Origin of the sequence: Actinoplanes sp. L3-i22 (genome assembly GCF_019704555.1) — a bacterium.
Classification (GTDB): Bacteria; Actinomycetota; Actinomycetes; order Mycobacteriales; family Micromonosporaceae; genus Actinoplanes.
Window position 1 is genome coordinate 1,782,072 of record NZ_AP024745.1, and the last position, 24,467, is coordinate 1,806,538.

At 73.3% G+C, this 24,467-nt stretch carries 26 protein-coding genes; 17 read left to right on the forward strand and 9 right to left on the reverse strand.

Translation table 11 applies throughout. The features are described 5' to 3' along the window. Positions 1–49: 49 nt before the first annotated feature. From L3i22_RS08235 to L3i22_RS08245, 3 genes are all read right to left on the reverse strand, one after another. Entirely contained in the window at positions 50–913 is an 864-nt protein-coding gene (locus tag L3i22_RS08235) for a deoxyribonuclease IV (protein ID WP_221326383.1), read from the reverse strand. Then, positions 904–2,919, reverse strand: a complete 2,016-nt coding sequence (gene pknB, locus L3i22_RS08240) for a Stk1 family PASTA domain-containing Ser/Thr kinase (protein WP_221326384.1) — start codon at positions 2,917–2,919, stop codon at positions 904–906. The genes L3i22_RS08235 and pknB overlap by 10 nt, the downstream gene beginning before the upstream one ends. A 123-nt stretch (positions 2,920–3,042) precedes the next feature. Further along, a complete protein-coding gene (locus L3i22_RS08245) occupies positions 3,043–3,777 on the reverse strand; it encodes a hypothetical protein (protein WP_221326385.1) in 735 nt (244 codons plus the stop codon). 36 nt (positions 3,778–3,813) lie between these two features. Here L3i22_RS08245 and L3i22_RS08250 point away from each other — a divergent pair, with 36 nt between their 5' ends. From L3i22_RS08250 to L3i22_RS08260, 3 genes are read left to right on the forward strand one after another with little or no spacing between them, the layout of a single operon-like run. Then, the gene (locus L3i22_RS08250; RefSeq protein ID WP_221326386.1) at positions 3,814–4,164 is read left to right on the forward strand and encodes an Rv2175c family DNA-binding protein; all 351 of its coding nucleotides are present in this window, start codon (positions 3,814–3,816) and stop codon (positions 4,162–4,164) included. A gap of 16 nt (positions 4,165–4,180) precedes the next feature. Beyond that, positions 4,181–4,507, forward strand: a complete 327-nt coding sequence (locus tag L3i22_RS08255) for a lycopene cyclase domain-containing protein (protein ID WP_221326387.1) — start codon at positions 4,181–4,183, stop codon at positions 4,505–4,507. Further along, complete coding sequence (locus L3i22_RS08260) at positions 4,504–4,863, forward strand: lycopene cyclase domain-containing protein (RefSeq protein WP_221326388.1); 360 nt, start codon at positions 4,504–4,506, stop codon at positions 4,861–4,863. The genes L3i22_RS08255 and L3i22_RS08260 overlap by 4 nt, the downstream gene beginning before the upstream one ends. Here the strand turns inward: L3i22_RS08260 and L3i22_RS08265 are convergent. Continuing rightward, positions 4,844–5,914, reverse strand: a complete 1,071-nt coding sequence (locus L3i22_RS08265; protein ID WP_221326389.1) for a polyprenyl synthetase family protein — start codon at positions 5,912–5,914, stop codon at positions 4,844–4,846. The two genes, L3i22_RS08260 and L3i22_RS08265, sit on opposite strands and share 20 nt — an antisense overlap. Positions 5,915–5,974: 60 nt before the next feature. On the opposite strand from L3i22_RS08265, the gene metF reads away from it, so the two are divergent. The 5 genes from metF to L3i22_RS08290 all read left to right on the forward strand — a co-directional run bounded on the left by metF (position 5,975) and on the right by L3i22_RS08290 (position 10,189). Next, positions 5,975–6,898, forward strand: coding sequence for a methylenetetrahydrofolate reductase [NAD(P)H] (metF, locus tag L3i22_RS08270; RefSeq protein WP_221326390.1), 924 nt, complete (start codon positions 5,975–5,977; stop codon positions 6,896–6,898). Between the two features lie 7 nt (positions 6,899–6,905). Continuing rightward, positions 6,906–7,535 (forward strand): CDP-alcohol phosphatidyltransferase family protein, encoded by a 630-nt coding sequence (locus L3i22_RS08275; RefSeq protein WP_221326391.1) that lies wholly within the window; start codon positions 6,906–6,908, stop codon positions 7,533–7,535. Positions 7,536–7,645: 110 nt separating this feature from the next. Further along, positions 7,646–8,083, forward strand: coding sequence for an HNH endonuclease (locus L3i22_RS08280; RefSeq protein WP_221326392.1), 438 nt, complete (start codon positions 7,646–7,648; stop codon positions 8,081–8,083). Between the two features lie 127 nt (positions 8,084–8,210). Further along, positions 8,211–8,669, forward strand: coding sequence for a MarR family winged helix-turn-helix transcriptional regulator (locus tag L3i22_RS08285; RefSeq protein ID WP_221326393.1), 459 nt, complete (start codon positions 8,211–8,213; stop codon positions 8,667–8,669). Positions 8,670–8,728: 59 nt separating this feature from the next. Beyond that, entirely contained in the window at positions 8,729–10,189 is a 1,461-nt protein-coding gene (locus L3i22_RS08290; protein WP_221326394.1) for an MFS transporter, read from the forward strand. Positions 10,190–10,203: 14 nt separating this feature from the next. Here the strand turns inward: L3i22_RS08290 and L3i22_RS08295 are convergent, their stop codons facing one another. After that, positions 10,204–10,923 carry a DUF2306 domain-containing protein gene (locus tag L3i22_RS08295; protein ID WP_221326395.1) on the reverse strand — a complete coding sequence of 240 codons (720 nt, stop codon included), beginning with the start codon at positions 10,921–10,923 and terminating at the stop codon, positions 10,204–10,206. Positions 10,924–11,006: 83 nt separating this feature from the next. On the opposite strand from L3i22_RS08295, the gene L3i22_RS08300 reads away from it, so the two are divergent. From L3i22_RS08300 to L3i22_RS08320, 5 genes are all read left to right on the forward strand, one after another. Then, a complete protein-coding gene (locus L3i22_RS08300) occupies positions 11,007–11,714 on the forward strand; it encodes a TetR/AcrR family transcriptional regulator (protein ID WP_221326396.1) in 708 nt (235 codons plus the stop codon). A 169-nt stretch (positions 11,715–11,883) separates the two neighbouring features. Beyond that, positions 11,884–12,858 (forward strand): hypothetical protein, encoded by a 975-nt coding sequence (locus tag L3i22_RS08305; protein WP_221326397.1) that lies wholly within the window; start codon positions 11,884–11,886, stop codon positions 12,856–12,858. Then, entirely contained in the window at positions 12,855–13,337 is a 483-nt protein-coding gene (locus L3i22_RS08310; RefSeq protein WP_221326398.1) for a hypothetical protein, read from the forward strand. The genes L3i22_RS08305 and L3i22_RS08310 overlap by 4 nt, the downstream gene beginning before the upstream one ends. After that, positions 13,334–15,241, forward strand: a complete 1,908-nt coding sequence (locus tag L3i22_RS08315; RefSeq protein WP_255658042.1) for a DNA recombination protein RecN — start codon at positions 13,334–13,336, stop codon at positions 15,239–15,241. Before L3i22_RS08310 ends, L3i22_RS08315 begins: the two co-directional genes overlap by 4 nt. 39 nt (positions 15,242–15,280) lie before the next feature. Further along, entirely contained in the window at positions 15,281–16,324 is a 1,044-nt protein-coding gene (locus L3i22_RS08320; protein WP_221326399.1) for a GAF domain-containing protein, read from the forward strand. On the opposite strand, the gene L3i22_RS08325 is transcribed toward L3i22_RS08320, so the two are convergent. Together L3i22_RS08325 and L3i22_RS08330 are read right to left on the reverse strand one after the other, a co-directional pair. Further along, positions 16,294–17,427, reverse strand: a complete 1,134-nt coding sequence (locus L3i22_RS08325; protein WP_221326400.1) for a GAF domain-containing protein — start codon at positions 17,425–17,427, stop codon at positions 16,294–16,296. The two genes, L3i22_RS08320 and L3i22_RS08325, sit on opposite strands and share 31 nt — an antisense overlap. Before the next feature lie 7 nt (positions 17,428–17,434). Next, positions 17,435–18,133 (reverse strand): ANTAR domain-containing protein, encoded by a 699-nt coding sequence (locus tag L3i22_RS08330; RefSeq protein ID WP_221326401.1) that lies wholly within the window; start codon positions 18,131–18,133, stop codon positions 17,435–17,437. A 307-nt stretch (positions 18,134–18,440) separates the two neighbouring features. On the opposite strand from L3i22_RS08330, the gene L3i22_RS08335 reads away from it, so the two are divergent. Both L3i22_RS08335 and L3i22_RS08340 read left to right on the forward strand, forming a co-directional pair. Beyond that, positions 18,441–18,929 (forward strand): hypothetical protein, encoded by a 489-nt coding sequence (locus L3i22_RS08335; protein ID WP_221326402.1) that lies wholly within the window; start codon positions 18,441–18,443, stop codon positions 18,927–18,929. A 59-nt stretch (positions 18,930–18,988) separates the two neighbouring features. Next, positions 18,989–20,182: an MFS transporter gene (locus L3i22_RS08340; RefSeq protein ID WP_221326403.1), complete on the forward strand. Its 1,194-nt coding sequence runs from the start codon at positions 18,989–18,991 to the stop codon at positions 20,180–20,182. On the opposite strand, the gene L3i22_RS08345 is transcribed toward L3i22_RS08340, so the two are convergent. Further along, a complete protein-coding gene (locus tag L3i22_RS08345; protein ID WP_221326404.1) occupies positions 20,158–21,549 on the reverse strand; it encodes an FAD-dependent monooxygenase in 1,392 nt (463 codons plus the stop codon). The genes L3i22_RS08340 and L3i22_RS08345 overlap by 25 nt on opposite strands. Positions 21,550–21,614: 65 nt before the next feature. Between L3i22_RS08345 and L3i22_RS08350 the strand changes: the two genes are divergently transcribed. Beyond that, positions 21,615–22,226 (forward strand): TetR/AcrR family transcriptional regulator, encoded by a 612-nt coding sequence (locus L3i22_RS08350; protein WP_221326405.1) that lies wholly within the window; start codon positions 21,615–21,617, stop codon positions 22,224–22,226. 381 nt (positions 22,227–22,607) lie between these two features. Here L3i22_RS08350 and L3i22_RS08355 read toward each other — a convergent pair whose 3' ends face one another. Then, positions 22,608–23,126 (reverse strand): TetR/AcrR family transcriptional regulator, encoded by a 519-nt coding sequence (locus L3i22_RS08355; RefSeq protein WP_255658045.1) that lies wholly within the window; start codon positions 23,124–23,126, stop codon positions 22,608–22,610. Positions 23,127–23,583: 457 nt separating this feature from the next. Between L3i22_RS08355 and L3i22_RS08360 the strand changes: the two genes are divergently transcribed. Then, positions 23,584–23,985: a nuclear transport factor 2 family protein gene (locus L3i22_RS08360; RefSeq protein ID WP_221326406.1), complete on the forward strand. Its 402-nt coding sequence runs from the start codon at positions 23,584–23,586 to the stop codon at positions 23,983–23,985. Positions 23,986–24,467 lie beyond the last annotated feature (482 nt).

Here is a 24,467-nt window from a genome sequence, read left to right on the forward strand (position 1 = left end):
TCCGGCAAACCGCCGGACGGCCCCAACAAACTCACCAAACGGACAAGACCTATGTGTCCCGCAGGCCCTTGAGCAGGGCGATGTCGGCCGCGTGACCCTCGTGCTCGACCGACGGGGTCTCCACGATGATCGGCACGCCGGTGGTCGCCGGGTGGCTGAACAGCTCGGCGAACGGGGCCGTGCCGATCGTGCCCTTGCCGATCGTCTCGTGCCGGTCGCGGGTCGAGCCGCAGGCGTCCTTCGAGTCGTTCGCGTGGATCAGCTGCAGCCGGCCCGGGCCGGCCGCGGTGACCAGCGCGTCCAGCGTCGCGGTCATCCCGCCCGGGGTGGCCAGGTCGTGCCCGGCCGCCCAGGCGTGGCAGGTGTCGAAGCAGACGCCCAGCCAGGGGTGCCCGTCGACGGCCGCCAGGTACGCCGCCAGATCCTGCACCTTCGAGGCCAGGCTGCGGCCGCCGCCGGCGCTCGGCTCGACCAGCAGCTTCGGCAGGCCCTCCGCCGCGGCCGTCTCGAGCAGCGGCAGCAGCTGCTCGTGCAGCTGGTGCATGGCCTTCTCGGCGTGCGCCTCGTCGACCGAGCTGCCGGCGTGGTAGACCACGGCCGTCGCGCCGATCGCCTTACCGCGCCGCAGCGCGTGCTCCAGCGTGGCGATCGAGCGCTCCACGGTCAGCTCGGTCGGCGAACCGAGGTTCACCAGCAGCGAGGCGTGGATGTACGCGGGCAGCGCCCGTTCGCCGATCCCGTCCCGGAACAGCACGTCCTGCTTCGGGTCGCCGGGCGGCAGCGCCCAGCCACGGGAGTTGGAGACGTACACCTGCAGGGTCTCCGAGCCGGCCGCGTCGGCGTACGGGAGGGCGGCCTTGGCCAACCCGCCCGACGTCTTCGTGTGCGACCCGATCCGGCGGTCTAGTAGCACGTGATCTGCACTCCGCTGCCGGGGTTGACCGGCGTGTTGGGGCCGGGGTTCTGCCCGTGGACCGCGGAGTTCGGGTTCAGCGGGTTCAGGTTGTTGACCTGCACCTGCAGGCCCAGCCCCTTCAGCGTGTTCTCCGCCTGGCCGCACGGCTGGTTGTTCAGGTCGGGCATGGTGACCTGCGGCGGGCCCTTGCTCACGTCGAGGGTGATCTCGGCGTTCTTCTCCACGCCGGTGCCCGCCTTCGGCGTCTGCGCGAGGACCTGGTCGGCCGGCTGGTCGCTGTCCTTGGTCCGCTCCAGCGCGGTCAGGCCGAGCGCCTGCAGCTTGCCCCGGGCCTCGTTGATGTTCAGCCCGACCAGGTTCGGCACGGTGATCGGGGCGCGGCCCTTGCTCAGCGTCACGGTGACCGTGTCGCCGGGCTTCATCTCGGTCCCGACCTTCGGGGTGGTGGAGATGACCACGCCCTCCGGCACGGTGTCGCTGTAGGCGCCCTTGCCCTCTTTGTACTTCAGGCTGAGCTCTTCGATCGCGGCCTTCGCGGCGGCCGCCTCCTGGCCGGCCACGTCGGGCACCGGGTGCACCTCGGGGCCGAGCGACAGGATCAGGGTGAGCGTCTCGCCCTTCACCACCCGCTCGTCGGCCGCCGGGTTCTGGCTGACCACCGAGTCCTTCGGGACCTGCGGGCTGTACTGCCCGGGCTCGGCGTAGACGATGCCGAAGCCGCCCTTCTGCGCGGCCGCCTCGGCCTCCGCCTTGGGTAGGTTCACCAGGTTCGGCGCGTCGGTGTAGCGGCCCAGCGTGACCCACCAGGTGCTGCCGAGCACGACCAGGGCGATCACCGCGATCAGCGAGGCCAGGGTGACCCGGCGCCGATCGGCGAAGAAGCCCTCGCGGCCGCGCGGGTCGGCCGCGCCGCGCCCGTACGCCGTGGTGCGGGGCGCGCCGCTCTGTGCGGGCAGCCGCGCCCAGGACGGCGGACGCTGGGCGCCCGGCTGCTGGTAACCACCCGGGGACGGCGGGAGCATGGCGGTCGCGTCGGCGGTCGGCACGACCGGCACGATCGTCGTCGCGTCGGCGGCCGGCGGGCGGCCGGGGACCTGCGGCATCATCGCGGTCTGCAGGTTGATCGCGCCCAGGCCGTCGCGGACCGCCTGGACCTCGGTCAACAGCCGGCCGGCGTCGGTCGGCCGCTCGGACGGGTTGCGCCGGGTGGCCCGGGCGACCAGCTCGTCGAGCGGGCGCGGCAGGCCGGGCACGGTCTTCGACGGGGCCGGGACGTCGTGGTCGACGTGCTGCCAGGCCACCTCGACCGGGTCGGCGCCGTCGTACGGCACCTGGCCGGTGAGCATCTCGTAGAGCACGATGCCGGCCGAGTACACGTCGGTGCGCGCGTCCGCCTGGCCGGCCTGGACCAGCTCCGGCGCCACGTAGGCCACGGTCGCCATCAGCTGGCCGGACTCGTCCACGGTGCTCGCCTCGATGGCCCGCGCCAGACCGAAGTCGGCGACCTTGACCACCGCGTCCACCAGGTCCGCGGCACCGCCGCTGGGCGCCTCGGCGACCAGCACGTTCTCCGGCTTGACGTCGCGGTGGACCAGGCCGGCGCGGTGCGCGGCGGCGATCGCGGCGAGCATCTGCTCCATGATCGCGAGCGCCTCGACCGGGTTCAGCCGGCGTCGCTGGGCCAGCAGGTCGCGCAGGGTGCGGCCCTGCACGAACTCCATCACCAGATACGGCAGACCCTGGTGGCGGCCCTGGTCGTAAACGGCCACGACGTTCGGGTGGGTGAGCCGGGCGATCGTCTTCGCCTCGTCGGTGAACCGGTCGACGAAGTGCACGTTCGTGGCCTGGGACGGGTGGATGATCTTCAACGCCACGGGGCGGCCGAGTCGCTCGTCGGTGGCGCGGTACACGGTCGCCATGCCACCACGGGCGACGCGACCGGTGATCCGGTAGCGCCCGTCAATCGTTGTGCCGATCAACGTATCGGCGACTGTGGTGTCCATCGGCGTGAAGTGTATGTGTCTTTCCCGTGAGGGTGCCCCAGGATGTCACAGCTGAGTCCAAACGGGTACCTGGACCACTGTGACCTGCACCGATTGACAGCTGCCCGGTACCGCATTCCGGTTTTATCCGGTTTTCTGCCAGTGCCGGCGGCCGTGCGGGCGCTTACCGACGGTGTCCTCACCGCTCGCGCCGGCGCTGGGATCCGTCGATGCGCTGGGCCCGGCGGACGCTCCGGCCGAGGTGGATCCGCCCGGCTCAGGGCCGGTGCTGTCGCTGGTGGCCGGCACGGTGGGGGTCGGCACCGGCGGAGTGACACAGTCACACTCCGGAGTGGTGGCGGGTGGGCGGTGCGGGGTCGCCCGGCCCGTCCCGCCGCCGGAGATGCCCACCTTTGCCGGTTCGGGCGCGGGCGCGTCCGTGGTGGTCGGACGCGGACGTGCGGCCCCCGGCCCGGTGCCCGTGCGGATCTTGTCGTCGGCCGGGCGCGCCGGTCGGCCGGCGGTGGTGGGGTCGTCGGCGGTCGCCGGGTCGCCGGGGGGTGCCGGGGCGGCGGCCGTGGTCGTGGCGGGCCGGTCGTCGGCCGCCGCGAGACCCCGGGTGACCAGCAGATACGAGCCGATCGCGCCGGTCAGGGCGAGCAGGCACAACGCCGTTACCGCCACAAATCGCCGAGGTGGCCGGGCGTCCGTCTCCGGCGGGACGGTGCGCCACTCCATCTGCGCGCCGGGGAACGTGCTCAGCCCGGTGGAGGTGACGTCCGGCCCGTCCGGGCGGTCGGCGGGGCGACCGCGCAGGTCGTAACGGAACGAGCGCCAGGCCCCGGCCAACTCGCCGCGCATCCTCAGCCACAGGCTCATCAACTGTTCTCCGATCTGGTCTGGCACGCTGTACGCGTGAGTGAACCCGTCATCACCGAACCGGCCGGTTGGATTAATTTGCCGGACGTTTCCGAGAAGCTCGGCGTGTCGATCAGCAAGGTCCACCAGATGCTCAAGGACGGCGACCTGCTCGCCGTCCGCCGTGACGGCGTGCGTCTGGTACCGGCCGAGCTGGTGGTCAACGCCACCGTCCTGAAGCACCTGCCCGGTGTGCTGAACTTGCTCCGTGACTCCGGGTACAACGACGAAGAGGCCCTCCGGTGGCTGTACGCGCCGGATCCGAGCATCGGCGGCAATGCCGCGATCGCGCTCGGCGGGGATCTGGCCCGGGAGGTCAAGCGCCGTGCGCAGGCGCTCGGTTTCTGACCGGAAAAATCATTAGATGCGGCATTTGACGTACGTGTCGGTGCTCGCCGGCTGCCTGGCCGGCGCGCTCTGGCTGGAGCCGTTCCTGCGGGTCAACGTGCTCCGCCGGGGGCGTCGGCTGCTGCTGGCCGTGCTCCCGGTGGCGGCCGTCTTCGTGCTGTGGGACCTGGCCGCGATCGCCGCCGGGCACTGGCACTTCGACCCGGGTCAGATGACCGGGATCTTCCTGGGCGGCGGGCTGCCGCTCGACGAGGTGCTGTTCTTCCTCGTCGTGCCGGTGTGCGCGATCCTCGGGTTCGAGGCGGTCCGGGCGGTGCTGCGGCGCCCGGTGGGGGACGAGTGAGTTACACCACGGCTGCCGCGCTCGGGGTGGTGGCCGCGGTCGCGCTCGACCTCTTCGGGCTGCGGACCCGGCTGGTGACCCAGGTGACGTTCTGGGCGGCGTACCCCATTATTTTTGTCTTTCAGTTGATCTCGAACGGCATTCTGACCGGCCGGGACATCGTGATGTACGACCCGGCCGCGATCATCGGCTGGCGCCTGGTCCATGCACCGGTCGAGGACCTGCTCTTCGGGTTCGCGCTGGTGCTGAGCACGCTCTCACTGTGGGTGACGCTGGGTCGCCGAGGCGTTCAGCGTCACCCGTCCGCGGGCGAGGGCCGGAGCCTGCTGGACCGGATCAGACGGTCCGGCGGGTAGCCGCGTCGGCGAGCCGGCGCAGCACGTCACGCGCCTCCTCGTCGATCGGCGCCGCGGCCAGGGCGGCCAGCGAGCCGGCCATCAGCTCGTCGATCCGGGCCTCGGTCGCGGCCAGGGCACCGCTGTCCCGGATCACCGTGCGTAGTCGCTGCACCCCGGCGTCGTCCAGCCCCGGGTCGCCCAGCGCGGCGTCCAGCTCGGCCCGGCCGGCCTCGTCCAGCGCCCCGAACGCGGACGCCACCAGGTAGGTCCGCTTGCCCTCGCGCAGGTCGTCGCCGGCCGGCTTGCCGGTCTGCGCCGGGTCGCCGAACACCCCGAGCACGTCGTCGCGGAACTGGAACGCCTCACCGAGCGGCAGGCCGAACGCCGAATACGCCGCGTGCACGTCCGGACCGGCCCCGGCCAGCGCCGCGCCGAGCAGCAGCGGACGCTCCACGGTGTACTTCGCCGCCTTGAACCGGGCGACCTTGCCGGCCCGCTCCAGCGAGGTGTCGCCGGTCGCCTGGGTCAGCACGTCCAGGTACTGCCCGACGGTCACCTCGGTGCGCATCGTGTCGAAGACCGGGCGGGCCCGTTCCAGGTCGGCCGGCGGCATCCCGGACCGGTGCAGCAGCTCGTCCGACCAGACCAGGGCCAGGTCGCCGAGCAGCACCGCGGCGCAGTCGCCGAAGCCGGCCGAGCCGCCCCGCCAGCCCTCGCCGGCGTGCAGCTTCTCGAACCGGCGGTGCACCGACGGCACCCCGCGCCGGGTGTCCGAGCGGTCCATCAGGTCGTCGTGGATCAGCGCGCTGGCCTGCACCAGCTCCAGCGCCGCGACGGCCGCGACCGCCTCGTCCGAGTCGGTGCCGCCGGCCCCGCGGAACCCCCAGTACGCGAACGCCGGCCGCAGTCGCTTGCCGCCGCCCAGCACGAACTCGGTCACCGTGGCGGCCACCTCGGCCAGCGCCGGGTCGATGTCCAGCAGCCGGTCACGCTGCCCGGCCAGGAAAACGGTCAGCGCCTTGTCGACACGCGGCCGCAGTCCGGCCAGTTCGAGCGGGGAGTTCGTCACACCGCGACGCTACTTGTTCGGGCAGTTTCGCCGGTAAACCGGCCCGGTAGAGTTCCCGGTGTGTCTCTCGGTCTCCCGTCCAAGCTGCCCGGCACCCCGGCGATCGGCGAGCTGATCCGCGGGTCGGCGCCGACGTTCTCGTTCGAGTTCTTCCCGCCGAAGACGCCGGACGGGGAGCGGCTGCTCTGGCAGGCGATCCGCGAGCTGGAGTCGCTGCGGCCGAGCTTCGTCTCGATCACCTACGGCGCCGGCGGCACCACCCGGGAGACGACCGTCGCGGTCACCGAGCGGGTCGCCACCGAGACCACGCTGCTGGCGATGGCCCACCTCACCGCGGTCGACCACTCGGTCGCCGACCTGCGCAACGTGATCGGCCGGCTGGCCGGCGCCGGGATCCGCAACGTGCTCGCGCTGCGCGGCGACCCGCCGGGCGACCCGATGGGTGCGTGGGTGCGGCACCCCGAGGGGGTGGACTACGCGGCGGACCTGGTCCGGCTGATCCGGGAGTCCGGTGACTTCAGCGTCGGGGTGGCGGCCTTTCCGTACAAACATCCCCGCTCGGCCGACGTGGCCGGCGACACCCGCAACTTCGTCCGCAAGTGCCGGGCCGGGGCGGACTACGCGATCACCCAGATGTTCTTCGACGCCGACGACTACCTGCGGCTGCGCGACCGGGTGGCGGCGGCCGGCTGCGACACCCCGATCGTGGCCGGGGTGATGCCGGTGACCCGGATGGCGACCATCGAACGGTCCACGCAGCTCTCCGGGGCGCCGTTCCCGCCCGCGCTGCTGCGCGAGTTCGAGCGGGTCGCCGGGGACGACGCGGCGGTGCGCGAGCTCGGCATCGAGAAGTGCGCCGAGATGTGCGCGCGGCTGCTCGACGAGGGCGTGCCGGGCGTGCACTTCATCACCATGAACCGGTCGACCGCCACCCGCGAGGTCTGGCAGCGACTCGCCCCGGCGGACGTCGCCGCGGCCGCGTAACGCGCCGATGACCTGGGACGAGTACGCGGTCGCCTGGTCCGGGCTGCACGGCGGCTTCGACCCGCGGAAGGGGTCGCGGGTCGTCCGGGGGTGGGTGCGCACGGCGTACAAAATCGGATTTTGGTTGAGCGGTAAGCGGGTGTCGCCGATGACGGTGACCACCTGCGGTCTGCTGATCTGCCTCGGCGTGCCGGCCGCGGTCCCGGTCAGCCTGCTGCTGGCCGCCGTGCTGGTGCTGGTGGCGGCGCTCGCGGACGGCCTGGACGGCGCGGTCGCCGTGGTGTCCGGCCGGGTGACCAGAATCGGTTTCGTGTACGACTCGGTCGCCGACCGCCTCGGCGAGGCCGCCTGGCTCGGCGCGTTCTGGCTGGCCGGCGCCCCGGGCTGGCTGGTGACCCTGGCCGGGGCGGCGAGCTGGCTGCACGAGTACGTCCGGGCCCGGGCGGTCGCGGCCGGGATGTCCGAGATCGGGGTGGTCACCGTCGGCGAGCGGCCCACCCGCGCCCTGGTCGCCGGTCTGGGCCTGGCCGCGCTCGCCGCGGTCGATCTGCCCTGGGCGCCGCCGGCGCTCTGGGCCGGCCTGCAGATCGCCGCGCTGGTGCAATTGTCGGTGGTCGTCCACCGAGCTCTGCGTTGACCTTTAATCAGTTGTCCGGCTTCGATGCCGCGCCTATTTTCTTTCTCAGCAGTAACGCCCTCTGAACTGCTGATTCTTGGGGAAAATAGAGTTGACGGAGGTGAAACGGAATGAGCGCGGTGCTGGTTTTGAACGCCGACTGCGGGCCGCTGCACCGGGTCAGCCTCCGGCACGCGATCCGGATGCTGTTCCGTCAGGTGGCGGTGGTGCACGAGGCGCAGCCGGACGCGACCATGGGCATCTACCAGGTGCCGACCGTGGTGCGGCTGGTCAGCTACGTGGTGACCCGCTGGCGGCACGGGCGCGGTCCGGGCTGGACCCGGGCCGGGGTGCTCGCCCGGGACAAGCGCGTCTGTGGCTACTGCGGCGAGCCGGCCACCACCATCGACCACGTCCTGCCCCGCTCGCGCGGCGGCGGGAACGAGTGGCTGAACACCGTGGCGGCCTGTGGTCGCTGCAACAACCGGAAGGGCGATCGGACGCCCGCGGAGGCCCGGATGCCGTTGCGCGTGACGCCGTACGCGCCGGCCTGGGTGACCTTCGCCTGATAGCCGGCGGCCGGCGGGTGCACACGGGGACTCGCCGGCCGCCCTTTGCACGCCGCGTGCGGCCGCTTGGCCGCCGTTGCCTCGCCGGATCGTCCGGTAGCGGATTATCCGGAGCTAACCTGGTGACATGGCCGCTCCGGAACGAACCGTGCTCGATGTCAGCCGTCTGCTCAACGAGGCCGGCCACACGCTGACGAACCGGCTGGCCGGGGCCCTCGCCGAGGTCGATCTCACGCCCCGGACGCAGTGCGTGCTGGTGCACGCGCTGGAGGAGGAGCGGACCCAGATCCAGCTGGCCGCGCTCGCCGGGCTGGACAAGACGACCATGGTCAGCACCGTCGACGACCTGGAGCGCCGGGGTCTCGCCGAGCGCCGTCCGTCGGCCGCCGACCGGCGGGCGCGGATCATCGCGGTCACCGAGAAGGGGCGCCTCGCCGCCGAGGAGGGGCAGCGGATCGTGGACCGGGTGCACGACGAGGCCCTGTCCGCGTTCCCGGCCGAGGCGCGGGCGACGTTCCTGACCCTGCTCGAGGCGATGGCGGCCGACCAGGTCTCCGGTCCGGTGCGCCGGGCCCGGGGAATGTAGGGCACCAGATCATCCCGACCTAGATAGTTCCGAAGCGGATTATCTGTTACGGTCGGGTCATGAGTCCTTCTCGTGGGGCAACACTGTTCGTGCTGTGCACCGTCGCGCTGATGATCGTGCTGGACAGCACCATCGTGGCCGTGGCGATCCCGGCCATCCAGCGGGATCTCGGCTTCACCCCGGCCGGCGTCGCCTGGGTGGTGAACGGCTACCTGGTCGCGTTCGCCGGGCTGCTCCTGCTCGCCGGCCGGCTCGGGGATCTGCTCGGCGCCCGCCGGGTCTTCCTCGCCGGACTGCTCGTCTTCACCACCGCCAGCCTGCTCTGCGGTCTCGCGCCGAACGCCGGCCTGCTGGTCGCCGGCCGGTTCGTGCAGGGCGCGGGCGGCGCGCTGGCTTCCGCGGTGGTGCTCGGCATGATCGTCCGGCTCTATCCGGAGCCGGGTCCGCAGGCCCGGGCCATGGGCATCTTCAGCTTCACCCAGGCCGGCGGCGCCGCGATCGGCTTCGTGGTCGGCGGCGTGCTCACCGGCCTGGCCGGCTGGCCGGCGATCTTCCTGATCAACGTCCCGATCGGGCTGGCCGCCTGGTTCCTCGGCCGCCGGCTGTTGCCCACGGCCGTCCCGGCCGCCGGCGGTCGCATCGATCTGCTCGGCGCGTTGCTGATCACCGCGGGTCTCTCGCTGGGCGTCTACGCCATCGTCGCGGTCGGCGAGCCGGCTCCGGCGGCCCCGGCCTGGTTGCTCGCCGCCGCCGCGGTCCTGCTGGTCATCGCTTTCGTGGTACGGCAGGGCCGGGCCCCCGTGCCGCTCGTGCCGCTCCGCCTGCTGCGCCGCCGGTGGCTGCTCGCCGCGAACGCCGCGGTGATCCTGATCCTGGCCGCCGGGATGGGCTTCCAGTTCGTGAACACGCTGTTCCTGCAGCGGGTGATGGGCTTCGACACGTTCCGTACCGGGCTCGGTTTCCTGCCCACCCCGATCGTGATCGGCCTGGTGTCGCTCTTCGCGGCGGCCCGGCTGACCGCCCGCTTCGGCGCGTGGCGGGTACTGCTGGCCGGCCTGGCGCTGCTCAGCGGTGGCCTGGCGCTGCTGGTCCGGGTGCCGGTGCAGCCGTCCTACCCGGTCGACGTGCTGCCCGCGCTGATCGTGATGGGCCTGGGTATCGGGGTGACCGTCCCGGCGGTGATGATGCTGGCGATGGCCGGGGCGTCCGATGCGGACACCGGTCTGGTCTCCGGGTTGAACAACACCGCCCAGCAGGCGGGCGCGGCCCTCGGCCTGGCCGTCCTCGCCGCGGTCGCGGCCGGGCGGTCGTCCGAGCGGCTCGCCGCGGGGGTTCCGGAGGTGGCCGCGCTGCGTGACGGGTACAGCCTCGCCTTCCTCACCGCGGCCGCCTTCGCCGCCGCGGCCCTGCTGATCGTCCTCGCCGCCCTGCGCCACCCGCCGACCCCGGCCGCTCCGGATCGCCCGGCTTCGGCCGACCCGGATCGTTCCGTCGGGGTGGCCTGCGCTGTGGACGGCTGACCGGTCCGGCGCCCTTATCCGGCTATTTCCGTCAGGTGGGCCGCCGGCTCGGGGGCTGGGCGCCGGGTGCTGGGGCGGCGGCCGCGGGAGCGGTCCCGCTCCAGCCACCATTCGGCGATCAGCAGCGGGACGGTCCAGCCCAGCCAGGCCGCCGCCGCGGAGGCCACCCAGCTCAGCAGCCCCACGTCGCCGTGGAACGTGGTGTCCAGCTGCGGGGACAGGGTGATCACGAAGACCGCGGCCCAGACGCGGTTGGTGATGATCGAGGCGGTCAGCGCGAAGCTGCGGATCATCCAGCGCCGGTGCTCGCCGAAGCGCCGGGCCCGCGCGGCCCGCCAGCCGGTGATCGTCACGGTCAGCCACAGCACGGCGAGGAGCACGTCGCTGGCCCGGGTCGCCGGACCGTACGGCGTGAACGCCCCGATCGTCAGCGCGCACAGCCCGGCCGGCAGCACGCCGCCGAACACGTAGGCCCGGCCGATCCGCCGGTGCGCGACCGGGTGCCGCCGCCGGAACCACGGCCAGATCTGGAGCACCGCGGTGACCAGCGCCACGCTGCCGAACAGCACGTGCGGCACGAGCAGCCAGAAGTGCGCGACGCCGAGCGACGCCGGCTGCGGCACGCGGGACCGCGCCGGGTCGAAGCTGAGGTACGGCGGGATCGAGAACGCCACGAAGATCACCACGATCGCCGCGAACGGGACGATCCACGGGCGGCGCCACCATCGGGTCATTGCCGGTTCTCCCATCTGCGTATGGCCTACGCAGTTAAGCGTATGACGTACGCAGTAATTGGCCAAGCCCCTACGATGTGCCAATGGCGAGCGAGTTACCCCGTACGTTGAAGGTCCTCTGGGGTGTCGCGGAGCGACCCGCCCGCGGCCCGCAGCCGACGCTGAGCCTGGACCGCATCGTCGCCGCCGCGATCGAGATCGCGGACCGCGACGGCCTCGCCGCGCTCTCCATGGCCCGCCTCGCGGAACGGCTCGGCTGCGCCCCGATGTCGCTCTACCGGCACGTGGCCAACAAGGACGAGCTGCTGGTCTTCATGCAGAACGCGGCGCCCGGCGAGCCCCCGGAGCTGCCGGCCGGCTGGCGCGACGGCCTGGCGACCTGGGCGCGGGCGCTGCGCGGCGTGCTCTACGCGCACCCGTGGATGCTGCAGGCCACGGCCGGGCGGCCGCCGCTGGAGCCGGGGCAGATCGCCTGGTTCGACCGCGGGCTGGCCGCGTTCCGGGACACCCCGCTCAGCCATCCGGAGCGCGGTGACCTGATGCTCGCCGCGCTCTACCTGGCCCGCGGCGAGGCGCACATCAACGCGGTGCTGCTCAGTGGCGTCCCGGACGTGACCGCGGACTACGGCGAGCTGCTGGCCCGGTTCGTCACCGCGGAGCGCTTCCCGGCGCTGGCCGAGGCGGTCGCGGCCGGCGCGTTCCGCGGCGACCGGCCGGACAACTCCTTCGAGATCGGCCTGGCCCGGCTGCTCGACGGCATCGAGCTGCTGATCACCGCGAAGGGCGGCTGAGGGCTGCTGATGGCTCGGACTGTCGGCAGTGGACGCCCGGTGGTCGAGGGTGCGACCAACGGCAGGTGAAGCCCTGCCGAACAGTCGACTTTCGGTAGTCGCATGATTGCATCCCGTCACTCGACTGAGCGATAGTGATCATGCAGCTCCGAGAGCCCTTGGAGGGGTGATGTCGGCGACGGCTGCCAGCTCACGGCTCGTCGCGGGCGAGCCACCGATCAACTTCGCGGCCCACCAGTTCCGTGCCGGCAACATCGCCGGCGCGCGTGACGACTTCGAGCAGATGCTCGCCGTCCTGATCACGGCGATCCACCCGGCGGCCCGGGCGATCGCCGCCAACCCCGGCGACTGGGGCATCGACGTCCTGCTCGGCGAGCTCTCCGGCCTGGTCATGATCTGGCAGGCCAAGTACTTCTGGCCGATGGTGGCCGGGTCGGCGCGGGCGCAGATCCGGGAGTCCTTCGACTCCGCGCTGGCCGCGGCGGCGCGCAACGGCTACCAGGTGAGCCGCTGGGTGCTGTGCGTGCCGTCCAGCCTGGACCCGGAGACCGCGCGCTGGTGGGACCGCTGGCGGGCGCGCCGGCAGCGGGAGACCGGGGTGGTGATCGAGCTGTGGCACGAGACGGTGCTGCGGGAGATGCTGGTGCGGCCGGACGCGCGGCACGTGCGGCGGCACTACTACGACCCGTACTTCCCGGCGGAGCCACCAGCGCCGCGGCGGCCGCTGCGGGAGCTGGACCGGGCCGCCGCCGCGGACTTCGAGCGCGCGCTGTTCGTCCGCCAGCTGCGCGCGGCCGGGCACGTCGAGGTGGAGGCGGCCAAGCACGAGTACTTCAACGCCGACCTGCTCACCCGGGAGATCCGGGACAAGGGCGTGCCGGCCGAGCTCGACGCGCTGGGCGAGGCGGACAGCGTCGCGTACGGCATCTGGGAGGCCCGGTTCAACGCCGCGAGCCAGGCCCACCCCGCCGATCCGGTGCTGCCCGGCCTGCACGCCGCGGTGATGCGGGAGATCCGCGAGTCCGGCGCGTTCCCGGCCGGCCTGAACGCCGGCCGGGTGCACCGCTGCGGCCTGATGCACCACGTCGTGCAGGGCCGACGGGCCGGCTGGGTCCGGCACTGGCGAGAGATCGCGTCGGCATGACGCCCGACGACGTGGCGGCGTTCCGCTGCGCGCGGCTGCTGGTGCTGCTGCACCTGCTGGAGCCGCTCGACCCGGAGGGCACCGACGCGGAACGGATCGGCCTGTACGACTTCTTCGCCGCCCACCCGCTGCTGCTGTTCCGGGCGGGCGACCCCGAACGGCTGAACCTGCGACTGTCCGGATTCGACGATCGGGCCCTGGCCTACGCCAGCCCCGCCCAGCGGTTCGTCACCGCCCAGCAACGACTTCCCGGCGACCTGCTGCTGCTGGTCCGCTCGGGGCTGGCCGAGCAGCGGGCCGACGGGCGGATCAGGTTCCGGCTGACCGGCGCGGGCCGGGCCGCCCGGCGGCAGGTGAATGCGGCATATGCCGTTTCGTACCGGACGGCTGCCCGGGCCGTCGTGCGACGACTGCGCCCCCTCAGCGGACGTAGGCTGCGGTGGGTCGCGCGTTTATGCCTGGTGGAGGCCACGCGATGAGAAACGGGATACGCATCCGACGGCTGCGGCTGCACGCCGGCGGCCGCACCTACGACGTCGACTTCCGCACCGGGAGCGACCTGACCAGGCCGCTTTCGATCATCGCGGGCGCGTTCGGCACCGGGAAGACGACGATCCTCGAGTTCGTCGACTACTGCCTCGGAGCGTCCGACCATCCCCGGCATCCGGAGATCACGCCGAAGATCCGGGCGGCGACCCTCGAGGCCGAGCTCTCCGGGACGCCGTACCTGATCCAGCGGATCGTCGGCGAGCCGTCAACGTTCGCCTACGTCCTGCCCGGCCGCCTCGACCACATCGGTCCGGCGGCCGTCCCGGAGCGCCGCCCGCTGCGCCCGGCCGGCGCGCCGAACAGCCTGTCCAGCTTCCTGCTCGCGCACTGCAAGCTGGAGGGCGTGCGGCTGCGGGCCGGCGACACCGACCCGCTCAGCTTCCGCGACCTGATGTGGCTGTGCTTCCTGCCCAACGACCGGCTCGACGACCGCAACCTGCTCTTCGAGAACGTGCCGATGAAGAACTTCAAGCTCCGCCAGGTGTTCGACGTGGTCTTCGACGTGCACGACGACCAGGCGATCGAGGTCGGCCGGCGGATCCGGACGCTGGAGGCGGAGATCGACGCGGCGTCCGCCGCGCACCGGACGGCCGGTTCGGTGATCGCCGAGCTGGCCCCGGGCACCCGCGCCGAGCTGGAAGAGCAGGCCCGCGACGCGAAGGCCGAGATGGCCGGCTGCACCGCCGCCCTGGCCGAGCTGGACGCCCGCGTCCGGGCCGACACCGGGTTCGCCGAGGACCTGCGCGAGCGGCACCGCGCGGCGGCCGGCTCGGCCCGTGCGGCCGCCGGGGCGCTGCGTGACCGGGAGACCCAGGCGCAGCGGATGGCCGGGCTCCGGGTCACCTACGCCGACGAGGTCAGCAAGCTCGTCATGCTCGCCGAGGCCGGCAGTCTGTTCCCGCCGATGCGGCTCGACCTCTGCCCGTCCTGCCTCAACCAGGTCGCGGCCGGCGACGCGCGCTGCGCCACCTGCGACACGCCGCTCGACCCGGCGCCGGCCGGACCGCCGGACGTGCAGGCCGAGCTGCGGTCGGCGCGGGCCCGGCTGGCCGAGCTCACCGAGTACCTGGACACGCTGGAGCGGGAGATCCCCGGGCTGCGGGCGGCAGCGGTCCGGACGACCGAGGCCGAGGCGCGGGCGGCGGCGGAACTGGACGCGGTGACGGCCGGGGCGGTCACGCCGTACCTGGCGCAGCGGGACGCGGTGACCCGCCGCCGGGAGGAGGCGAGCTGCGCGCTGCAGCAGGCGGTGGCCGCGCTGCGGCTGGTGCAGAGCCTGGAGCGCCGGGCGGCGGCGGTCGCCGACCTGTCCGCGCAGCTCACCACGCTGCGGACGGAGACGCCGCTGGGGGGCGGGCACGGCGAGCGGGCCGCGGTGGTGGCGCGGGTCAGCCGGCGGTTCCGCGACATTCTGCGCGAGTGGCATTTCCCGCGGGCCGGGGAGGCGTTCGTGGCGGAGGACCTGACCCCGTTCGTACGGGGAAAGCCCTATGCCTCGGCGTCGCCCGGCGGCCGTACGCTGATCGCCCTCGCCTGGCAGCTCGCGATCTTCGAGATCGCCTGGGAGACCCGGTCCTCGCACCCCGGATTCCTGCTGGTCGACAGCCCGCAGAAGAATCTCGGCCAGACCTCCGGGCCGGAGGCCGGCGACGGTCCCGGCATCGACCGGGTCTACCGCCACCTCGAGGACTGGCTGGCCGGCCCGGGCGCCGGGGCGCAGATCGTGGTCGCCGACAACACGCCGCCGCCGACCGCGGCCGCCGACGTGATCGTCCGCTTCTCCCGCCGCGCCGACCGGCCGCCCTACGCGCTGATCGACGACCAGTTCGACTGACCTTGGCATCGGCCCGGCCGCAGCTCGTATTTTGGAGAGGTGACCCGGGATGAGGCGTGGAGTCCCTTGACCGACGACCTCGCCACGCTGGCGGAGACGCCCGACGAGGCGGCGGCGGTCGATGACCTGCTGGTCCGGATCACGGTAGCGGCCGCCGACACGATCGCCGGGGTGGACTACGCGTCGATCACCGCGTGGCGGGGCGCCGGCTACACGACGGTCGCGGCCAGCAGCGCGCTGAGCCGGGCGGTGGACGACGCCCAGCACGCCGAACGCGCCGGCCCGTGCGTCGAGGCGGCCCGCACGGCGGTGCCGGTCGGCGTGCCGGACATCGCGGCGACGATGTCGTGGCCGGGCTTCCACCGGCAGGCCACCCGGCTCGGGCTGAGCATGTCGCTCTCGGTGCCGCTGTTCACCGCCGGTGGCACGGCGGCCGGGGTGCTCAACCTCTATGCCCGCCGGCCCTCGGCGCTGACCGCGCTGACCGCGGCCGTGCGGGACGTCTACGCCGAGGAGCGGTTCGTCCCGACCCAGGAGTTCGACGCCGGCTCGGAGCGGTTCCTGACCGGGCTCGGGCTGGCGTTGCGGACCCGCGCCACGATCCAGCGGGCCGTCGGTGCGGTGATGGCCCACGATGGATGTGACGCCGCCCAGGCCGGCCGGATCCTGCTCGCCCGAGCCGCGGCCCCGGGCGAGTCGTTGTTCACGGTGGCGAGGCGAGTGATCGGGGAGACGGTGCCGGAGTCCGGCGACGAACTGCGGGTGAGCACGGCCCGGGGCGCCGACGGCGTCACCCGGATCGTGGTGAGCGGCGACCTGGCGATGCCGGTCGACGCCGAGGTGGTCGCCCGGCTGACGGCGCCGCCGGACGGGCCGGCGGCGAGGCTGGAGCTGGACCTGTCCGGCTTGACCTTCTGTGACCTGTGGGGCCTGCGGATCCTCGGCGAGCTGCGGGACCGGACGGTGGCGGCGGGCGGTCAGGTCCGCGTGGTGGCCGCCTCCGTGTCGATGCGCACCCTGCTGGAGCTGACCGGGACGGCGTCCTATCTCGGTTACGCCTCCGGCGCCGACCCGGTGGAGTGACCGGGCAGCGGCTGACGCAGCAGCACCCGGATGCCCTGCGGGGTGCTGACGATCCGCATGCCGGGGTTGATCCGGCGGATCAGCCAGAGGCCCGCGTGGTCGGTGCTCGCCGGCCACGGCGTGTCCACCCGGATCGCGAAGCCCTCCGGCAGGCCCGGCCCGTCGTCACTGATCTCGCACCACAGCTCGCCCTCGTGCTGCCACAGCCAGAGCCGCCCGCCGCCGGCGTGTTCCCCGGCGTTGGTGGCGGCCTCGTGGATGGCGAGCAGGAAGCTGTCGGCGGCCGAGCCGGACAGCCCGGCGGCGGCTATTCGCTGCCGGACCAGCGCCCGCAGGCTGCCCAGGGTCCCCACGCTGACGCGGTGGGCCAGCAGCACCGGCCCGGCGCCGTTGGGCCGCCCGGCGATCGGCACGCCGGCGATCACCTCCCGGGCGGTCTCGCTCAGGCTCTGCCCGGTCCGCTCGGCGTGCCGGTGCAGCTCGGCGAGGGCGGTGTCGACGTCGAGGCCGAGCAGCTCGGCCAGGATCCCCCGGGCCCGCTCGACCGCGACCCGGGCGGTGAGCAGCCGCTGGGCCTGGGCGGCGAGGACGGCGTGGTACTCCGTGTCGTGCCGGAGCAGCAGCCCGGCGGTGGCCAGGTTGGCCAGCGCCTGGGCCAGCCGGAGCTCGTCGTCGCTGAACGGCCCGGCCTGCTGGCGGAGCAGGCTCAGCACCCCGACGACGTCGCCGCGCACCCGCATCGGCAGCGCCGTCATCGAGCGGAAGCCCAGCTCGGCGGCGAGCCGGGCGAACGCCGGCCAGCGGTTGTCGGCGCGGCCCAGGTCCGGGTCCGACATCGGCTGCCCGGTGACGTAGCACCAGGTGCTCGGCGCGGCGGGGGCCTCGAACAGCATGACCCGGGGGGTGTACTCGGGTGAGGCGGCCAGCAGGCGCAGCGTGCCCCGGTCGTCGGCGACGAGCACCCCGGCCGCCTGGGCGTTCAGTACGTGCACGCACCGATCGGTGATCCGGTGCAGCATCCTCTCCGTGTCGCTGTCGGTCACCAGCGTGTCGGACAACTCCACCAGGGTGTCCACCATCGCCGGTTCGTGGGCTGCGCTCACCGGTTCCTCACCTGTCCTCACCGTCGTCCAGGTCGTTGAAGCGAATCCGGCGCGTGACCACGTCGCCGGCCAGGTCCTCGAGATCACGTCCGGTGGCGAACGCGTGGGCCCGCAGGCGGGCCAGCGCGTCCTCGACCGGGAGCCCGAGTTGCACGCTGATCATGCCGGTGGCCTGATGCACCTCGGCCCGTCGGAGGAGATTGCCACCGGGCGTGTCGCCGCGCACGGACGTCTCACCGTCCGGATGCTCCGCGGTCTGGGCCAGCAGGAGCTCGGTCAGCGCGTCCGCGAAGATCAGCGCGTCGGCGAGGGTCGCGTCGGTCAGGTCGCCGGCGGTCTCACGGTACAGATCCAGCGCGCCCACCCCGGTCGCGCCGACGCGCAGCGGCACCGCGAACACCGCACGGGCGCCGGCCGACACCGCGGCCGGGGCGAACGCCGGCCACCGGCTCTGCCATCCGGCCTCGAGCAGGTCCCCGGCGAGGATCGGGACGGCCCCGGTGTACGCGTCCCGGCACGGCCCCTCGCCGAGGAGGAACTGCAGCTGTTCCACCCGGGCGCTGATCGCGTCGCTGGCGTACCAGACCAGCTGGGTCTCCGGGGTCATCACGGTCACACCGAGACCGCGGACGCCGGTCAGGCCGGGCAGACCGGCCCGGCAGAGGGCGTCGATGTCGGAGCCGCGGGCGGCGATCAGATGCTCCATCTCGGACCGTCGACCGGGGTCATCCACACCGATCACGGCCGGCCCCTGGGCGGCGTCGACGGCGAGCTGTCGTCATAGCGGGAACCTCCGGCACTGCCTCTGGAACGATCGTCCGGTCGTCCCGCCAGACGTACCTCACCCGAAAAGGCAGACTCATCGCCACCATACCGCGCGGGAACGGCGGCGCTGTCGGTGATCCGATTGACATCACCTGCGCCGGTTACCAGCCTGAGCCGAATGGCACATCGCCCGGTCGTCACGCTCCAGCCGTTGTCAATGTTCTGTTGACAATTGGTAGAGTGGCCGGATGGCCGACCTGAGCGAGCTGCGGGAGATCCGGGAGCGGCGTGCCCGCCTCGACGCCGAGGAACTGGCGCTGATCGACCGGGCCCGGCGCGACGGCGCCACCTGGCCGGCCATCGCCGCCGCGCTGGGCCTGGCCAGCCGCCAGGCGGCCGAACAACGCCGGCATCGCCTGGCTCAGGCCGCCGGCCGCGACTCCCGGCCCCGACGCGAGGCAATTGACGAGGGGTACGGCGCCGGCCCCGCCCACCTGCGCGAGGCCGTCATCGACCTGCACCACCGGATCGGCGCCGACCGCCGCTGGGACGGCCGTCTCCCGCGCGCCGCCCTGGTCCGCGAGACGCTCGCCGCCGCCGTGGACGCCCCGCCCGGCGCCCTCTTCGACCTGGTCACCGAGGCGCTCGCGGACCTCGGCCCGAGCCACTTCCCGGCCCCCCTGCGAGCCGCCGTCGACCGCCTCCGCGCGAGTCTCGAGGCCGCAAGCCCGGATTGACAGCGTCTCAGTCAACGCAGCAGGATATGAGTCCAGCCAACTCAATCCTGGGGTGACGCATGCGCCGGAACGCCGTGCTGTTCGTGCTGATCTCGCTCTGCTCCGGTTTCGGCAGTTTCGCGATGAGCCTCGCCGCCGGCCTCTGGATCCTCGACCTCACCGGCTCCGCGGGCCTGGCCGCCCTGGCCGGCCTCGGCACGTACGCCCCGGTCCTGGCCGCGCCCTGGCTCGGCGCCCTGGTCGACCGCCTCCCGCGCCGGCCCCTGCTGATCACCGTCGACCTGGTGATCAGCGCCGCCATCCTGGCCCTGCTCGCCGCCCCGTCGGCGATCTGGATCTACCCCGTGCTGCTGGTGCGCGGCCTCAGCTACGTCCTGCTCGACGCCGGTGAGACCGCCCTGCTGCCGGCCGCCCTCCCGCCGGAGCTGCTCGGCTCGGTGAACGGCTGGCGCTCCAGCGCGCAGGAGGGCGCCAAACTGCTCGCGCCGCTGGCCGGCGCGGCCCTCTACGCCTGGCGCGGGCCGCATGCGGTGGTCCTGCTCTGCGCGCTTCTCCCGCTCCTGACCGCCGCGCTGTACGCCCTGGTCCGCCCGCTCCCGGGGCGGGCGGGTCGGGAGGGGGTGGACCAGGGCGTACAGCGCGTCGCGGAGCCGGTGACCCTGGGCTGGAGCAGCGTCCGGCCCGGGCTGGTCGCGCTGTGGCGGGAGCCGCTCCGGACCCCGGTCCTGGTCGCGGCGGTGGCGATCGCGGTCTCCGGGATGACCAACGCCGCGGTGCTGCTGCACCTGGTCGGCGGGCTGCACCGGGCCGCCACCGACCTGGGCATCCTGTCCAGCGCCCAGGGCGCCGGCTCGATCGCCGGTGGGCTGCTGGCCGGTCGCCTGCTCACCGGCCGGCCGGCGGCCCGGGTCGCCGCGGCCGGGGCGGGGCTCTTCGGTGCGGCCTGTGTGGCCTGGTCGCTGCCCTGGTGGCCGGCGATGATCGCGGGGAGCGTGCTGGCCGGGGTGGGTCTGCCGTGGACGCTGATCGCCGGGATCACCGCGATCCAGACGGGCACCCCGGAAGAGCTGCTGGGGCGGGTCGGCGCCACCGGCACGATGGTCATGTTCGGCCCGATCAACCTGGCCATTCCGCTCGGGGCGGCGCTGTCCGGGCTCGGTGCCCGCCCGCCGCTCCTGCTCGGCGCCGCCGGGGTGCTCACCGTGGCGCTGCTGGCCGGCCGCCGTCGCTACCGGGCGATCAGTTTCAGGTAGTCGAGGACGTCCTGGGGGTTCTCGGTCGCACAGCCCACGTAGTTGTCCGGGCGGATCAGGAGCAGGGCTTTGTCCCGTACGTCGAAAGCATTTTGCGCGGCCGCGGCCTGGAGGTGATGGACCGGCAGGTGGTCCCACGAGCCGAGGTTTTCCCACGAGCCGAAGGCGAGCAGTGTCGGGTGCGGGCCGCGCAGCAGGTCGAAGACCCGGCGGCCGTCGCCGAGCGGCGCGTCCGGGGCGCGGTCGCCGGCCCGCACCGCACCCGGCGTCGCGCGATGTTCCGCGGCGAGCGGGCCGCCCCGGTAGTTCAGGCTGAGCTGACGCAGCACCGGGTCGTCGCGGCGCATCGCGTCGGCCTGGTTGCCGACGTGCCGGCGGTGCAGGTCGGTGCTGATGCCGAGCACGTCCGCGGCGACCGGCAGACGCTCCGCCTGGTAGGTGTCCAGCAGCGCGTCGTCGCCGGTCGCGAGCTTCCAGCCCAGGTTGTACCCGTCCTGGATACCGGTGTTGAGGCCCTGGCCGCCGGCCGGCGAGTGCACGTGCGCGGCGTCGCCAGCCAGGAACACGTCGCCGACCCGGAAGCGGGCCGCCATCCGGATGTTCGCCCGGAACCGCGACGTCCACCGCACCTCGGTGATCGTGATCGCCGGGTCGACCGACGCGGCCAGCTCCGGGACCGGGGTGTCCGTGGGCGGCGCGGTGAGCTGCCACCAGTCGCCGTCGCCGGGCAGCGGGCACAGGCCGAGCCGGAACCCGGGGTCGCCCGGCCAGACGTGCCAGTGCGAGCGATCCAAACCGGTCAACTGGACGTCGGCGATCAGCAGCCGCTCGTCCTCGTGGGTCGAGCCGAGGAACTCCACCCCGAGCGCCCGCCGGACCGTGCTGCGCCCGCCGTCCGCCCCGACCAGGTAACGCGCGGTGACGATCTCGCCGGTGTCGAGCGTGACCCGCACGCCGGTGTCCTGCTGCTCGACCGTCTCGACGCCGACCCCGAACTCGACCGGCACCCCGTCGGCGAGCAGCTCGGAGGTTCGCCACTGGGGGACCATCAGCAGGTTCGGCCACGGCACCGCGGGGGTGGGCTCGTGCAGCTCGTCCATCCGCCACTCGACGGTCGCCCCGTCCGGCCGGTGCACCCGCAACGCCGGGTAGTCACCGCCGGACTCCTGGAACCGGTCGAGCAGCCCCAGGTCGTCCAGCACCTCCAGGGTGCGCGGCTGGAGGCCCTTGCCGCGGGAGCCCTCGAACGGGCGCGGCGACTTCTCCACGATGCGGAACGGCACGCCGTATCGCTGCAGCTGGCGGGCCACGATGAGGCCGGTCGGGCCGGCTCCGGCGATTAGAGTGAACTTTGATTCAGTGAACATAGATTCACCGTAGGGCGCTGATACGCTCCGGTCAAGGCGTCGGGATTTCGGATGGTGGTGACGGGGTGCTCCGCAAGGAACAGGCGGCGCAGACCGAGGCGGAGCTCAAGGCGGCCGCGGTCCGGGTCTTCGAGCGCGCCGGCTATCTGAACACCAAGATCACGGACATCACCGCCGAGGCGGGGCGGGCCACCGGCTCGTTCTACAAGCACTTCGCCGGCAAAGAGGCGCTGCTCGCGGCGCTGCTGGAAGACCTGCTGGCCGAGGGCGACGCGAGCGCCGAGATGGCCGGCCACGGCACCGACTTCCGCGATCGGGACGCGGTCCGCTGGCACGTCGCGGCGTTCTGGCAGACGTACCGGCGGCATCGGGTGGTCATGCTCGCGCTGCAGCAGGCGGCGCTGGTGTCCGAGACGTTCGCCCAGCGCAGCCGTGATCTGATGGCGCCCGACCTGGGCCACATCGCCGACCATCTGGCGGCGCTGTCCCTGCCCGGCGACCCGGTCGTCTGCGCGTCCCTGTTCGGCACGACGATCAGCGCCTTCGCTGCGACCTGGCTCTCGGCCAACCGTCCTGAGCTGGGCCGCGAGCTCTCCGACGATGAGGCCATCGACACCCTCACCGACTTCCTGCATGCCGGATTGGGCGGCCTCAATTCCTTTTCCCGTACGTCGTGAGAGCGCGCCCGTCCGCACGTCCCGCGATCTCCGCTTGCCTTGCGGCCGCGGCGCGGCTCGCTCCGTGCGTCCTGCGACCTTTCGCGCGCCCTGCGGCCTTTGCTCGCCCTGCGGCCTTTGCGCGCCCTGCGGCCTTTGCTCGCCCTGCGGCCTTTGCTCGCCCTGCGGCCTTTGCTCGCCCTGCGGCCTTTGCTCGCCCTGCGGCCTTCGCTCGCCCTGCGGCCTTCGCGCGTCCTGCGATCTTCGCGCGTCACGCGGCCTTCGCTCGCCTTGCGGCCGCGGCGCGGCTCGCTCCGCGCGGCTGGTGCTGACGGTCGTTGCGGGGCCTGCGGGCAGCCGTGAGCGCCGGCCGGAGTCGCGCGGGCCGGCTGTCGCGGGCGGTCAGCTCAGGCCGGTGAAGATCACGGCGAGGATGCGTTCGCGGAGCGGGGCGTTCCAGCCGCCGTGCAGGGCGCCCTGGGTGACGCTGATCAGCAGGGCCATCACCTCGGGAAGCTGAATCTCCGGGCGGACCGCTCCGGCGGACTGCGCCTCGGCCAGCAGGGTGCCGACGGCCTGCTCCAGGTGGCCGATCACGTCCGGGAGCTGGAGGTCGACGCCGGCCCGGGCGAGCAGCTCGACGACCGCGCGTTTGCCGGCCGCCTGCGCGACCAGCTGGGTGAAGAACGCGAACAGGGCGTCCGGGCCGCTCAGCTCGCCGGCCTCGGTGACCAGGCGGGCGAGGAGGCGCTTCATGATCGCGGAGAGCAGGGCGTCCTTGGTCGGGAAGTGCCGGAAGACGGTGCCGATCGCGACGCCGGCTCGGCGGGCCACCTGCTCGGTCGACGCGCTCGCCCCGAACTCGGCGAAGACCGCCTCGGCCGCGTCCAGAATCTTCGCCCGGTTCCGCTGGGCGTCCACCCGCAGTGGCGGCCCGTCCTCGGCGAGCAGCGGCCAGAGCCCATGCGTCGGCGGGGTGTTCTCGCCGCGCCCTCGCGGCGGTGTGTCGCCCTCGCCGCGCCCACGCGGCGGTGTGTCGCCCTCGCCTCGCCCACGCGGCGGTGTGTCGCCCTCGCCTCGCCCACGCGGTGGCGTGTCGCCCTCGCCGCGCCCACGCGGTGGCGTGTCGCCCTCGCCGCGTCCGCGCGGCGGTGTGCCGCCCTCGGGGCGGCCTGGTGGCGGCGGGGTGCCCTCGGGGCGTGCGCGGGTCGGCTCGGCGTCCTGAGCGACTCCGTGAGCCGATGTGGCGCCTGGTGTGAGTCCGCGGGCCGGGGAGGTGGTCTCGGGAGATCTTGGGGTGGGGTCTGGCAAGTTGAGTCTCCACTCATTATTGTTGGGCGGGAAGCTGAGTTGGGACTCATCTTATCGGAGGTGTGCGGTGACGCCGCAGGAGATCTTTGCGCGGATGCGGGAGCGGTGGCTGGCGGGGGAGCCGACCTATGACGGCGCGATGCTGGCCGGTGACGTCGTGGTGGAGACGCCGTTCGCGGCGCCGGGGCGGCCCACCCGCACCGAGGGGCGGGAGCGGGTGATCGAGCAAGCGCGGGCCGGGCGGGCCGGCTTCCCGGTGCGGTTCGACGAGTGCCGGGGCGTCGTCATCCACGAGACCACCGACCCGGACGTGATCGTCGTGGAATATGAGCTGGTCGGCACGCACGAGGTGACCGGGGCGCAGGCGTCGGCGCCCTTCATCGGCGTGCTGCGCACGCGGGACGGGCTGCTCGCCGGCTGGCGGGAGTATCAGCACACGATGGCGATCGCGGCCGCCTTGTCCACATGAGAGTTCTGTCTTGGTCGGCAGTGCGAGTTGTCCCTGCGTTCCCGAACAGCTCTGAGTGCCGGCTGGGTCGGGAGGCGCGGGGCCGGCTGGGCCGGGAGGCGCGGGGGCGGCTGGGCCGGGAGGCGCGGGGGCGGCTGGGCCGGGAGGCGCGGCTGGGTCGGGACCGCAGGGGCGGCTCGCGGGGTCCTTTGAAACCGCGACCACCCGCGGACGTCGCCCTGGAGGGCCTCGCGTTTTTGGGCGCCCCGCGCCCTGCGGGGCCCGGAAGGGTCCCCGCGGGAGCGACGATCAGTTATTGGCCGCAGCCGAGGCAAGAAAGGGCTTGATCTTGATCTTCATGAAAGCCCCGAAACCGGGCGTCCGGCACGCCGTTGTGCCGGACACCTGGAGATTTGTCCGGTGGCGGAACACCTGTCGTGTTCCGCCACCGGAGCCACCGGCAGCTCCGGAGACGGCAACCTCCGGGCTCGCCCAGGCCCCGA

Excerpts from the sequence above, each read along its gene's own strand:
- pknB (WP_221326384.1), bottom strand. The coding sequence starts at position 2,919 with ATGGACACCACAGTCGCCGATACGTTGATCGGCACAACGATTGACGGG.
- L3i22_RS08245 (WP_221326385.1), bottom strand. The coding sequence starts at position 3,777 with ATGAGCCTGTGGCTGAGGATGCGCGGCGAGTTGGCCGGGGCCTGGCGC.
- L3i22_RS08255 (WP_221326387.1), top strand. The coding sequence starts at position 4,181 with ATGCGGCATTTGACGTACGTGTCGGTGCTCGCCGGCTGCCTGGCCGGC.
- L3i22_RS08275 (WP_221326391.1), top strand. The coding sequence starts at position 6,906 with ATGACCTGGGACGAGTACGCGGTCGCCTGGTCCGGGCTGCACGGCGGC.
- L3i22_RS08280 (WP_221326392.1), top strand. The coding sequence starts at position 7,646 with ATGAGCGCGGTGCTGGTTTTGAACGCCGACTGCGGGCCGCTGCACCGG.
- L3i22_RS08285 (WP_221326393.1), top strand. The coding sequence starts at position 8,211 with ATGGCCGCTCCGGAACGAACCGTGCTCGATGTCAGCCGTCTGCTCAAC.
- L3i22_RS08290 (WP_221326394.1), top strand. The coding sequence starts at position 8,729 with ATGAGTCCTTCTCGTGGGGCAACACTGTTCGTGCTGTGCACCGTCGCG.
- L3i22_RS08295 (WP_221326395.1), bottom strand. The coding sequence starts at position 10,923 with ATGACCCGATGGTGGCGCCGCCCGTGGATCGTCCCGTTCGCGGCGATC.
- L3i22_RS08300 (WP_221326396.1), top strand. The coding sequence starts at position 11,007 with ATGGCGAGCGAGTTACCCCGTACGTTGAAGGTCCTCTGGGGTGTCGCG.
- L3i22_RS08305 (WP_221326397.1), top strand. The coding sequence starts at position 11,884 with ATGTCGGCGACGGCTGCCAGCTCACGGCTCGTCGCGGGCGAGCCACCG.
- L3i22_RS08310 (WP_221326398.1), top strand. The coding sequence starts at position 12,855 with ATGACGCCCGACGACGTGGCGGCGTTCCGCTGCGCGCGGCTGCTGGTG.
- L3i22_RS08315 (WP_255658042.1), top strand. The coding sequence starts at position 13,334 with ATGAGAAACGGGATACGCATCCGACGGCTGCGGCTGCACGCCGGCGGC.
- L3i22_RS08330 (WP_221326401.1), bottom strand. The coding sequence starts at position 18,133 with ATGGAGCATCTGATCGCCGCCCGCGGCTCCGACATCGACGCCCTCTGC.
- L3i22_RS08335 (WP_221326402.1), top strand. The coding sequence starts at position 18,441 with ATGGCCGACCTGAGCGAGCTGCGGGAGATCCGGGAGCGGCGTGCCCGC.
- L3i22_RS08340 (WP_221326403.1), top strand. The coding sequence starts at position 18,989 with ATGCGCCGGAACGCCGTGCTGTTCGTGCTGATCTCGCTCTGCTCCGGT.
- L3i22_RS08345 (WP_221326404.1), bottom strand. The coding sequence starts at position 21,549 with ATGTTCACTGAATCAAAGTTCACTCTAATCGCCGGAGCCGGCCCGACC.